This window comes from Pseudogemmatithrix spongiicola, from assembly GCF_030623445.1.
GTDB lineage: Bacteria > Gemmatimonadota > Gemmatimonadetes > Gemmatimonadales > Gemmatimonadaceae > Pseudogemmatithrix > Pseudogemmatithrix spongiicola.
The window spans coordinates 2,898,550-2,909,899 of the sequence record NZ_CP130613.1 but is presented as its reverse complement, the minus strand read 5'-3'; the positions used below and the strand labels follow the sequence as shown (position 1 = coordinate 2,909,899).

Below are 11,350 nucleotides of genomic sequence, written 5' to 3'. Positions count from 1 at the left end.
AGAAGTGAGGACACGATGTGCGTGGTGGCGGGGGGGGGGGGCAATAGGATAGATGTAGGGCAATCGTTCGAGGGAGACCTGATGGGCGTCCAGTTTGTTGGCGCTGTGCGAGGCTTGGACGGTATCGGACTTCCGGCGAGCCGTTTGACTGACTAATCGATACACGTTTCGAGAGCGGCGTTGCACAAGTTCGACGGGGCCGGCCGGCTCACGCCGTACCGACCCCGTCGCTGATCCCTGGTGGATCCGAACGGCCGCCCTCGGGCGGCCGTTCGTCGTTTACGCCACCGCGACCAGTGGTTCCTTGGTCGGCTCCGGCAGCAGCGCCAGCGCCAGCACTTCCTCGAGCGTGCCGACGAAGTGGAAGCGCAGCTGGCCGCGCGCTTCGTCCGGCACGTCCTCCACGTCCGCTTCGTTGTCCTTCGGCAGGATGACGTCGGTGATGCCGGCGCGCAGCGCGCCGAGCACCTTCTCCTTCACGCCGCCGATCGGCAGCACGCGACCGCGCAATGTCACTTCGCCCGTCATCGCGATGTCCTTGCGCACCGGGCGTCCGCTGAGCTCGCTGGCCAGCGCGGTGGAGATCGCCACGCCCGCTGACGGACCATCCTTGGGGATGGCGCCCGCCGGGACGTGGATGTGCGTCTCGACGGTGCCGAGCTTGCTCTTCGGGATGCCCAGCGCCTCGGCGTTCTTCGTGACGTAGGTGAACGCCGCGCGCGCGGATTCCTTCATCACGTCGCCGAGCTGGCCGGTGAGGATGAGCGACACGGGTGCGCCGCCTTCGGCCGTCGGCGCGGCGAGCGGCCGCACGGAAGCCTCGACGAACATGATGTCGCCGCCCATCGGCGTGTAGTACATGCCGGTGGCGATGCCGACCTCGTGCGCGACGTTGGCCTTCTCCGGATGCACCTTCGGGCGGCCGAGCAGCTCGCGCACTTCCTCGGCGCTGATGATGCCGTCCTTGGTCGGGTCCTCGCCTTCCTTGGTCGCGATGCGGCGCGCCACCTTGCGCGCCACCTTGCCGATCTCGCGCTCGAGCTGGCGCACGCCGCTCTCGCGCGTGTACTTGCTCACCAGCGACGCGATGGCGTCATCGTCGAAGCTCAGCTTCTTGTCGGCGAGGCCGTTCTCCTCCAGCTGGCGCGGGATCAGGTACTTCTTGGCGATCTCCTGCTTCTCGCGCTCGGTGTAGCCGGCGAAGTCCACGACTTCCATGCGGTCCAGCAGCGGACCGGGGATGTTCTGGATGAAGTTGGCCGTCGCGATGAACAACACCTCGGAGAGATCGAAGGGGATGCCGAGGTAGTGGTCGGTGAACGAATCGTTCTGGGCCGGGTCGAGCACTTCCAGCAGCGCCGCGGACGGATCGCCCTGGAAGCTCTGGCCGAGCTTGTCGACTTCGTCGAGCAGGAACACCGGGTTCTTGGTGCCCGCCTGCTTCATGCCCTGGATGATGCGCCCCGGCATCGCGCCCACGTAGGTGCGGCGATGGCCGCGGATGTCGGCCTCGTCGCGCGCGCCGCCGAGGGCGACGCGCACGTACTCGCGCCCCAGCGACCGGGCGATCGACTTCGCGATGCTCGTCTTGCCGACGCCCGGCGGACCCGAGAACAGGAGGATCGGGCCCTTGGCCATCGCGCGGGCCTTGGCCTCGCGCTTGTCCGTGATCTGGCGGTCCTTCTCCTCGTGATTGGTCTTCTTCGGAATGGACGCGCTCGGGGCCTCGTCGGCGGTCGTCTTGAGCTTGGCCGCCGGGAACTCGCCGGTGCGATCCATCTCCTCGGCGAGCTGCTGCGCGCGGAGCTGGCGCACGGCGAGGAACTCGAGGACGCGATCCTTCACGTCCTTGAGGCCGTAGTGGTCTTCCTCGAGCACGGTGTGCGCGTGGGTCAGGTCGAGCTGGTCGTCGGAGCGCGTATTCCACGGCAACTCGGCGATCCACTCGAGGTAGGTCCGGATGACCTGCGCTTCCATCGACTCGCGGCCGGAGCGCTCGAGGCGTCCCAGCTCGCGCTCGACCTCGGTGCGGGCGTCCTTCGGGAGCTCGAGCTTGTTGAGCTTCTCACGGAGCTCCTCGATCTCCTTGGACTGGTCGTCGTCGCCGAGTTCCTTCTGGATGGCCTTCATCTGCTCGCGCAGGAACATCTCGCGCTGGCGCTCGCCGAGCTCTTCCTGGACCTGCGACTTGATCTCCTCCTGCGCCTCGAGCAGCGAGATCTGGCGCTGGACCATCACGAGCACCTTGCGCAGGCGGTCTTCCACCGAGAGGGTCTCGAGCAGGCCCTGCTTCTCGGCGACGGAGAGTTCGATGTAGCCGGCGACGAGGTCGGCGAACTTGCCGGGCTCGGTGACGGAGTCGAGCACCTGATGCACGACTTCCTCGGGCAGGCCGCGGCGCTCACCGAGCTCGGCGGCGCGCTCGCGGATCTCCTTGTGCAGCGCTTCGAACGCGGCGTCCTTCTCATCCAGCGGCGCCATCTCCTCGGTGTTCGTGACGACGGCGGAGAGGAAGCCTTCGGTCATCGTGTACTGCAGGGAGGTGGCGCGCTGTTCGCCGTGCAGCAGCAGCTGCACGCCGCCCAAGCCGCGCTGCACCTGGCCGATGCGGGCGATGACGCCCATCGAGTAGAGGATGTCGGCCGAGGGCTCCTCGGTGTTGTCCTTCTGCGCGACGGCGAAGACGAGGCGATCGCCCTTGAGGGCGCTCTCGATGGCGCGGAGTGTGCCGGGACGGCCCGCCGCGATCGGGGCGGTCAGCCCCGGGAAAATGACCGTCCCACGCAACGGCAGGACGGGAAGGGTCTGGCGGGTGCTCATCTCGACGAATCCTGGGGGATGATGAAGATGGGTGTGTGCATTGGAATATCCCCCTGACGCAACAAGCGTTCCGCCCTGACTTACGACCTTTTGGCGGGGATTGCAACTTTGATGCGCCGTCCTGACGTAGGGACTGCCACGGCATCCCGCAGGGCCCGAGGTGTGGTATCGGACCCGTTCAGGTCGTATCTTTGCCGCTCCGGTTCCCCCACCCAGCACGCCCTTCGCACGCACCTTGAGCGACTCGCGCCTCAGCCAATCCGACGCGGAACTGCAATCGCATGTGATGCGAGTGCTGGAATCGCAGTACGAGGTCGAGAAGGAAATCGGCCGCGGCGGCATGGGCATCGTGTATGGCGGGCGGGACAAGCGCCTGAAGCGACCGGTCGCCATCAAGCTGCTGCCGCCCGAGCTCGCATTCCGTTCGGAGATCCGTTCGCGCTTCCTGCGCGAGGCGGAGATGGCCGCGCAGCTCTCGCACCCGCACATCGTCCCGATCTACAGCGTCGACGAGCGCGAAGGCCTGGTGTACTTCGTGATGGCGCTGGTGGAGGGCGAGAACCTCGGGACGCGCATCGCGAACCGCGGACCGGTAACGCCCGAGGAGGCGCGGCGCATCCTGCGCGAGGTCGGTGATGCGCTGGCCTACGCGCACTCGCAGAACACGGTGCACCGCGACATCAAGCCGGACAACATCCTCATCGACCGCGCCACCGGGCGCACGATGGTGACGGACTTCGGCATCGCGCGCGCGGTCAGCGAGGGCGGCGACAGCAAGCTGACGGCGACGGGCATCGCCATCGGCACGCCGGCGTACATGAGCCCCGAGCAGTCGGCGGGCGACCGCGACATCGACGGGCGCACGGATCTCTACGCGCTGGGCATCGTCGCCTACCAGATGCTGTGCGGCGACCTGCCGTTCAACGCGACAAGCGCACCGGCGCTGCTGGTAAAGCACCTGAGCGAGAAGCCGGTGCCCATCGACCAGCGCGCGATGGTGCCGCCGGACCTGGCGCGCGCGGTGATGCTCTGCCTCGAGAAGAATCCCGACGACCGTTTCCCCGACGCCCGCGCGTTCGTGCAGGCGCTGGAGACGGGCAACGTGCCGCAGCTGCCGCAGCGCATGGGCAACGCCTATCCGCAGGCGCAGCCGACGTGGACGCCGCCGGCGAACTTCGATCCCGATGCGCCGACGCCCGAGGAACTCGTGCGCTGGGAGCACCGCACGGTCGTCGCGTTCCGCAAGGCGATCGCCCCGTTCCTGTTCGTCACCGGCGCGCTGTTCTTCGTGAACTTCCTCGGCGGGCCGAACTTCCTGTTCGTCTCGGCGTTCTGGGGCATCAACATCGCGTACAAGTACGCGCGACTCTGGAGCGACGGCTTCGACTGGCGCGATGTGTTCCGCCAGCCACGCGACAAGATGATCGTCGACGTCGCCGCCGATACGGTGGACAGCGCGAAGGCGATCTGGGACCGCGAGAAGCGGATGGAGATCCGCGAGAAGGCGCGGCGTCGCCGGCTGAGCGTGGAGTCGGCGTCGCCGGCGGGCGGGCTGCCGGGCATCACGTCGGCGGACGCGGCGGCGTTGGGTTCGGGTCCGCACGCGGCGACGGCGCGGCAGGCCTTGCTCGATCGCGAGGAAGTGCTGCGCTTGGTGGACTCGCTGCCGAGTGCGGACAAGGCGCGCATCCCGGACGTCGTGCCGACGGCGCGCAGCCTCTCCGAGTCCGTGATGGGCCTGGCGACGGCGCTGACGACCGTCGAGCGCGAGCTCGGCGACGCGACCGTGGCGGCGATGGACAAGGAAATCTCGATGCTGGAGTCGCAGGCGAATCCGCTCGACGTGCAGGCGTCGGAGGCGCGCGTGCGGCGACTGGCGTTGCTCAAGCGCTCGCGGCGCGGCGCGGCGGAGCTGGAGGCGCGGCGCGCCGAGCTCGCGGCGAAGCTCGAGAACGTGGCGCTCACGCTGCAGAACCTGAAGTTCGATGTGCTGCGCCTGAAGACGGGCAACCAGAGCTGGCAGCAGTTGACCACGGTTGCGGAGCGGGCGGCTGCGCTCGCGCGTGAGGTGGACGCGTCGGTGTATGCGGGCGACCAGCTCGCGCGCATCGATCGCGGCAGGACCCGTGGCTGACGACGCGCTGCTGCAGCGACTCGCGGCCGCCGTCGACGGCCACTACGCAATCGAGGCGGAAGTCGGACGCGGCGGCATGGCGGTGGTGTACCGCGCCACCGACGTGCGCCTGCGCCGGAAGGTCGCGCTCAAGGTGCTGCCGCCGGAGCTGGCGTTCCGCGAGGAAGTGAAGCGGCGCTTCCTGCGGGAGGCCGAGATGGCGGCGGGGCTCTCGCATCCGCACATCGTGCCCATCTACGCCGTGGACGAGCGGGACGGACTCGTCTGGATGGCGATGGGTCTCGTGGACGGCGAGTCGCTCGCGGAACGCCTGCACCGCGAGCCGCGCCCGCCTGTCGACGTCGTGCGACGGGTGTTGCGCGAGGTCTGCGACGCCCTCGACTATGCGCATCGCGAGCGCGTGGTGCATCGCGACATCAAGCCGGACAACATCCTGCTCGAGCGCGGCACCGGTCGCGCGCTGGTCACGGACTTCGGCATCGCGCGTGCGGCGGAAGGCGATCAGCGCCTGACGGCGACGGGCATCGCGGTCGGGACGCCGGCGTACATGAGCCCCGAGCAGGCGATGGGCGAGCGCGAGGTGGACGGCCGCGCCGACCTCTACGCGCTGGGCATCGTCGGCTACCAGATGCTGGCGGGCGAGCTGCCGTTCCAGGCGAGCAATACGCCGACGATGCTCATGAAGCACCTGAGCGAACGTCCGCGCCCGCTGCGCGACGTGCGCGCCGACCTGCCGGAGAACCTCGTGTACGCGATCGACCGCGCCCTCGAGAAGGCGCGCGACTCGCGCTGGGCGAGTGCGGCGGAGTTCCGCGCGGCGCTGGCCGAAGATGCCGAGTCGCCATCGATGAAGCGCCGGTCGGCGGCCACGGCACGTCCCTCGGCCGCGGTGCCGCGTCCGTCGAGCGGCGGCATGCCGGCGATCCCGGCAGCTCCGCCCCCCCCGAGCCCGTCGACCGATCCGCTCGATGACCTGCATGCGCGGACGCCGGTGCCGGGTCCTGACTTCCCGAAGTTGCCGCGCGACTGGATGCAGGACGCTGCGGCGCGCACGGAGGGACGCGAGGCGCTCAAGCAGTGGCGCGAGGAGGCGCGGCGCTGGCGCGACCAGGTGCGCAACCAGCCGCGGGCGCAGCGCGAGGAGCTGCGCGTCGCCGCGCAGCGCATGGGGGAGTTCGTGCTGCAGCAGAAGACGCCGGAGGAGCGCATTGCCGGCGTGCGGCGGCGCATCGGCGCCGGCGTGGTGACGATCGGCATGTTGGCCGTGATCAATGCCGTCACGTCGCCGTCCTTTCCGTGGGTGATCTTCCCGGCGATCGGCATCGGCTACGGCATCGTGCGGCGCCTGACCGACCTGTGGGCCGATGGCATCCCGGTGCGCGATGTCTTCCGCAAGCCGGCGCCGCGCACGTCGGGTGACGAAGCGCCGCTGCGCCGTCTCGAACCGAAGCTGCCGGCGCCGCCCGCGGCCACGGCCGCGCAGGCGGTGCTCGAGGCGGTGCCGAAGGACGTGCTCGCGGGACAGTTCGGTCCGGCGCTGCGCGATGCCTACGAGTCGCGCGCGAAGATCCGCTCGATGCTCGCGCGGCTGCCGGAGCACGAGCGTGCGATGCTGCCGGAAATCGAGCCCACCGTCGAGGCGCTGGTGGAGCGCGTGCGCACGCTGGCCATCGCGCTGCACGCGCTCGACGCCGATGCGTCGCCGGACGCGCTGGTGCGCCTGGAGACGCGCGTGGCGCAGGCCGAGGCGATGCCCGACGGACCGGAGCGCACGCGGCGCCTCGAGCTGTTGGAGCGGCAGCGCACGACGCTGACCGACCTCGCCGAGCGGCGCGGCTCGCTCAAGGCGCAGCTGGAGCAAGCGGTGCTCGTGCTCGAGACGATGAAGCTCGACCTGACGCGGCTGCGCAGTTCGGGCGTCGCCTCGCGCGTGGCCGACGAAGGGCCGCGCACGCAGGAGATCAATGCGTTGGTGCGCGACGTCGAACGCGTCGCCGAGGCGGTGGATGAGTCGCGCCTAGAGCGCGGCCCGGGCGAGTAGCGGATCGAGGGCGCGCCGCAGCGCGTCGGGTTGGTCCTCGGGCACGAAGTGCGAGGCGCCGGGGATCACCGTGAAGCTGGACCCCGCGATGGCTTGATGCAGGCGCTCGCCGAGTGCCACGGGATAGAACGGGTCGTCGGCGCCCCAGACGACGGCGGCGGGCACGGCGAGTTCACCGAGGCGCCGCGACCAGGCGGCCGTGTCGCAATGCCGCATCACCGCGAGATGCGCGGCGAGCGCGTCGCGCCCGGGCGTGGTGGTGAAGTGGCGCAGGCAGGTGTCGAGCGTGAGGTGGGCGCGATGGGGATCGGCGAAGCCACGACGCACCGAGCCATGGACGAGTCCCGCCAGCAGGGCCGGCGGCGTGTGCCGGGCGAGCGGGCCGAGTGCACGGGCGAGACGGGCGAGGCGCCGTGGTTTCACCCCGAAGCCGGCTGAGCTGACGAGTGCGAGTCCGGCGACGCGCGTGGGCCACTGCACGGCAAAGGCCTGCGCCACGCCGCCGCCGAGTCCGTGTCCGACGATGAAGGCTTGGTCGACGCCGAGGTCGTCGAGCAGGGCGTGAATGGCGGCGGCGTGTGCGCCGCATCCGGCGCGCGCGGAGCTGGGCGGATCGCTGCGGCCGAACCCGGGGAGATCGACGATGATCTGCCGATGGCCTGGCGCGAAGTCCCGCACGAAGTCGTGCCAGAGGCGCGACGTCATCGGGAATCCGTGGATCAGGACGACCGGCGCTCCGGCTCCGCGGGTACCCGCCGCGTAGTAATAGAGGCGGCTTCCCCCGACGTCCACGAATTCTCCGCGCATGCGCGCAATCTGGCGGAATTCGTAGGAAATGGTATCCTTTACCGCTCCCGAGGGTATGGGACCCGGCCGGCATAGGTTATACTCCAAGTGCCGCCGGATAAGTTCTTTTCTCGTATGGCGTTAGCCACGGTTATCGTTTGACGACCCCAATCATCTCGCCCACGTCGATCTTCGCGCCCCCCCCTCCTCCCGAGGCGGAGGTCGCGTTTCCGCTGGGATGGCTGCTGGATCACGCGTCACCACCGATTCAGTATCGCGCCACCAACGAGGTAGCGAAGCTCGGGCCCGGGGTGGACTTCGAACCCGGAATCCTGCCGCTCGCCTATAAGCCGGCCCTCGAGCTCGCGCTCCAGGCCGATGTGAACGGCGTCTGGAACGGCGCCATGCTCGCCCTGCCATCGCAGCGTGCCGAGCATTTCGAAGGAATCGGCACCATTCCCGCGATGCGCCGGCTGCTCGAGTACGGCTGGGACAAGGATGCGCCGCCCATCGTGCACACGAAGCGCGTGCTCTTCCGGCTGCTCGCGGAGGACAACGATCCGGACTTCCTCTATGAGCTGCGCCCGACCAAGGCCAAGGTCGACGAAGAAGTGCTGTTGGCGCAGCGCCAGCTGCTGCGCGAGGCGGCGGGAGCGGCGCTGGCGCAGGCGGGCTTCGAGGCGGACCCGCGACTCCGTGGGCTCGCACGTCGCACGATCGAGCGCATTGCCGAGTTCGTGCGCTCGCCGCTGGCCGAGAAGCCGTGGATCCGCGTGGGCAACAAGCAGGTGCTGCACCCCGACGCGTTCCCGCCGAGCATCTACGCGCTGCATCTGATCGCGCACATGCCGCTGTTCCAGAACGAGCACTACGAGGCGATGGAACTGCTCAACGCGTACCTCGCGCGCCCGTTGCCGCGCCAGGAGTCGGTGCAGCAGGTCGGCAACACCTTGATGCCGCTGCCGTACGCCGTGCTCGGCGACATGCTGCCGCACCGCAATGCCGTCGAGGCCGACGTGCCGAAGGCGCTGGCGTGGCTCGAGCTGATGGCGCGACTCGGGTTCCTGCGGCGCAACGAGGTGTGGACGAAGATGTTCGAGCGCTTCGTCGACGATTGCGGGCGCGACGGCGTCTGGCATCCGCACAAGGGTCTGGCGATGCCGAAGAGCACGGATCCCTATGTGTGGCCGATGTTCCCGCTGGAGGTGACGCACGGCGGTGACGAGCGTTGGTGCGACGTGACGTTCCGCATCGGGCTCATCGCGCGGGCCAGCGGCCGTCCGATTTCGCTCGTTTGAGTCGGGTGCAGGGGCAGGGTAGTCGGCGGGAGGCGAGCGCGTGAATACGCGTCTGCCTCCCGCCGAGTGGTTTCCGGCCGGCGTCGACGGCATCGTCGCGCGCACTGTGACGCTCGCCAGCGGGCCGCGGGTGCGCGTCTTGGAGGCGGGGCCTGCCAATGGACCGCCCGTGCTGCTCGTGCATGGGTGGGCGGTAAGCGCGTACCTGTGGCGCCACAACATCCTGCCGCTGGCCAACGCGGGATACCGCGTGCTGGCCCCGGACTTGCCCGGCCACGGACTCAGCGATGCGCCAAGCGCGCCCGGCAGCTACTCGCTCGATGCCTTCGCGCGCTATGTGCTGGAGACGCTCGATGCCTGCGGCGTCGCGCGCGCGGCGGTGGCGGGGCAGAGCATGGGCGGCAAGGTCGTGGTGCACGCGGCGCTGCAGGCGCCGGCGCGGGTGTCGCAGTTGATGCTCTACGGTGCGGTGGGCTTCGGGCTGATTCCCCCCTGGCAGGCGCTCTCGCCGTTGCTGCCGACGCTGCCGGGCGAATGGATCGCCAAGCTGATTCCGCGCGAGGCGATCGCGTTCGTGCAGCACCGCGTCTACGGCAAGCTCGGCTTCTTCACGGAGCGCGATGTGGATGAGTACTGGGCGCCGACGCAGTTCCCCGCGGTGGTGCGCGCGCAGTTCCAGATGCTGCAAGAGTTCCAGTGGGGGCTGTGGGACGAGGCGACGGTGCGGCGGCTGCGGGTGCCGACGCATGTGATCTTCGGGACGCGCGACCGGACGGTGCGGCCGCGCAATGCGGAGTCGCTGGCGCGCATGCTACCGGATGGGCGGCTGACGTGGATTCCCGATGGCGGGCATGTGGTGATGGAGGAAGTGCCGGGGCAAGTGAATGCCCAGATGCTTGAGGACCTGACTAGGTTTCCGACACGATGACAAAGAGAAAGAAGGGAGACGGCGGTACGGGCGGGGGTGGGAAGAAGGCGACGGGAAAGGGGAGAAGGGGGGGAGAGGGGGAGACGAAACGGCCGAGTAAGTCCAAGGCTGCGGCGGCGATCCTGCCCCCGGTGTCCACGCGTCCCGCGCTGGAGGGGGATGCCCGCACGCTCGCCGAGCAGGAAGCGGCGACCTCCGACATCACGTTCGCCGACCTTGGGCTCAGCGAGCGGATGCTCGCGTCGCTCAAGCGCGCGGGGTACCTGCGGCCGACGCCGATCCAGCAGCAGGCGGTGCCGCTCGCGCTCAAGGGGCGCGACCTCATGGGGCTCGCGCAGACGGGCACGGGCAAGACCGCGGCGTTCACGATCCCGATCATCGAGCGGCTGATGGGCGGGCCGCAGCGGACGCGCGCGCTGGTGCTGACGCCGACGCGCGAGCTCTGCCAGCAGGTCGAGGCCAGCGTGCGCAAGTACGGCGAGGGCACGGGGCTCGAGGTCATCTCCGTGTACGGCGGCGTGGGCTACGACCAACAGACCGAGGCGCTGCGCAACGGGGTGGATATCGTCGTCGCGACGCCGGGGCGCTTGATCGACCATCTCGAGAAGCAGAACGTCGTGTTCGACGACCTCGAAGTCTTGGTGCTCGACGAAGCCGACCGCATGCTCGACATGGGCTTCGCGCCGCAGATCAACCGCATCGTCGCGCAGATCCACGCGTATCGGCAGACCCTGCTGTTCTCCGCCACGATGCCGCCCGAGGTCGAAGCGCTGGCGCGGAAGTACCTGCGGAAGCCGACGGTGGTGCAGGTCGGCCGCCGCTCGCAGGCGGCGAATACGGTGCGGCACTTCGTCTACCCCGTGCCCGGCCACCGCAAGACGGCGCTGCTCACGCACCTGCTCAAGGAGCTGGGCGACGACGACTCGATCTTGGTCTTCACGCGGACGAAGCACGGCGCCGACCGCGTGGTGCGGCACCTCGAGGAGCATCACGTGAAGGCCGATGCGCTGCACGCGGACAAGAGCCAGAGCCAACGCGAGCAGGCGCTGGCGCGGTTCAAGGACGGCAAGACGCGCGTCCTGGTCGCCACCGACATCGCGCAGCGCGGCCTCGACATCTCCGGCATCACGCACGTGATCAACTACGACGTGCCGCAGCAGGCCGAGGATTACGTGCACCGCATCGGGCGCACGGGCCGCGCGGCGAAGGAAGGTGACGCCTTCACGTTCATGAGCACCGAGGAGATCGGGATGGTGCGGACGATCGAACGCGTGATCGGGCAGGAGATCCCGCGGATTTCGGTGCAAGGCTTCGATTTTGGCACTTAACGGCAGATGTAAGCT

The 11,350-nt window shown here is 69.3% G+C and carries 7 protein-coding genes; 5 read left to right on the top strand and 2 right to left on the bottom strand.

Features of this window, described 5'->3' with window-relative positions; all coding sequences use genetic code 11:
• Positions 1-279: 279 nt before the first annotated feature.
• Positions 280-2,820 carry an endopeptidase La gene (gene lon, locus Strain318_RS13315; protein ID WP_367886187.1) on the bottom strand — a complete coding sequence of 847 codons (2,541 nt, stop codon included), beginning with the start codon at positions 2,818-2,820 and terminating at the stop codon, positions 280-282.
• Between the two features lie 235 nt (positions 2,821-3,055).
• Between lon and Strain318_RS13310 the strand changes: the two genes are divergently transcribed.
• Positions 3,056-4,954 carry a serine/threonine-protein kinase gene (locus tag Strain318_RS13310; protein ID WP_367886186.1) on the top strand — a complete coding sequence of 633 codons (1,899 nt, stop codon included), beginning with the start codon at positions 3,056-3,058 and terminating at the stop codon, positions 4,952-4,954.
• Entirely contained in the window at positions 4,947-6,995 is a 2,049-nt protein-coding gene (locus tag Strain318_RS13305; protein WP_367886185.1) for a protein kinase domain-containing protein, read from the top strand. Before Strain318_RS13310 ends, Strain318_RS13305 begins: the two co-directional genes overlap by 8 nt.
• On the opposite strand, the gene Strain318_RS13300 is transcribed toward Strain318_RS13305, so the two are convergent.
• Positions 6,972-7,802: an alpha/beta fold hydrolase gene (locus tag Strain318_RS13300; protein ID WP_367886184.1), complete on the bottom strand. Its 831-nt coding sequence runs from the start codon at positions 7,800-7,802 to the stop codon at positions 6,972-6,974. The two genes, Strain318_RS13305 and Strain318_RS13300, sit on opposite strands and share 24 nt — an antisense overlap.
• 137 nt (positions 7,803-7,939) lie before the next feature.
• On the opposite strand from Strain318_RS13300, the gene Strain318_RS13295 reads away from it, so the two are divergent.
• The 3 genes from Strain318_RS13295 (at position 7,940) to Strain318_RS13285 (ending at position 11,335) form a co-directional block, all read left to right on the top strand.
• Positions 7,940-9,079, top strand: coding sequence for a hypothetical protein (locus Strain318_RS13295; protein ID WP_367886183.1), 1,140 nt, complete (start codon positions 7,940-7,942; stop codon positions 9,077-9,079).
• Between the two features lie 40 nt (positions 9,080-9,119).
• Positions 9,120-10,007 (top strand): alpha/beta fold hydrolase, encoded by an 888-nt coding sequence (locus tag Strain318_RS13290; RefSeq protein WP_367886182.1) that lies wholly within the window; start codon positions 9,120-9,122, stop codon positions 10,005-10,007.
• A gap of 131 nt (positions 10,008-10,138) precedes the next feature.
• On the top strand, positions 10,139-11,335 hold the full coding sequence (locus tag Strain318_RS13285; protein WP_367886181.1) for a DEAD/DEAH box helicase: 1,197 nt from the start codon (positions 10,139-10,141) through the stop codon (positions 11,333-11,335).
• Positions 11,336-11,350: the final 15 nt, after the last annotated feature.

Excerpts from the sequence above, each read along its gene's own strand:
- lon (WP_367886187.1), bottom strand. The coding sequence starts at position 2,820 with ATGAGCACCCGCCAGACCCTTCCCGTCCTGCCGTTGCGTGGGACGGTC.
- Strain318_RS13300 (WP_367886184.1), bottom strand. The coding sequence starts at position 7,802 with ATGCGCGGAGAATTCGTGGACGTCGGGGGAAGCCGCCTCTATTACTAC.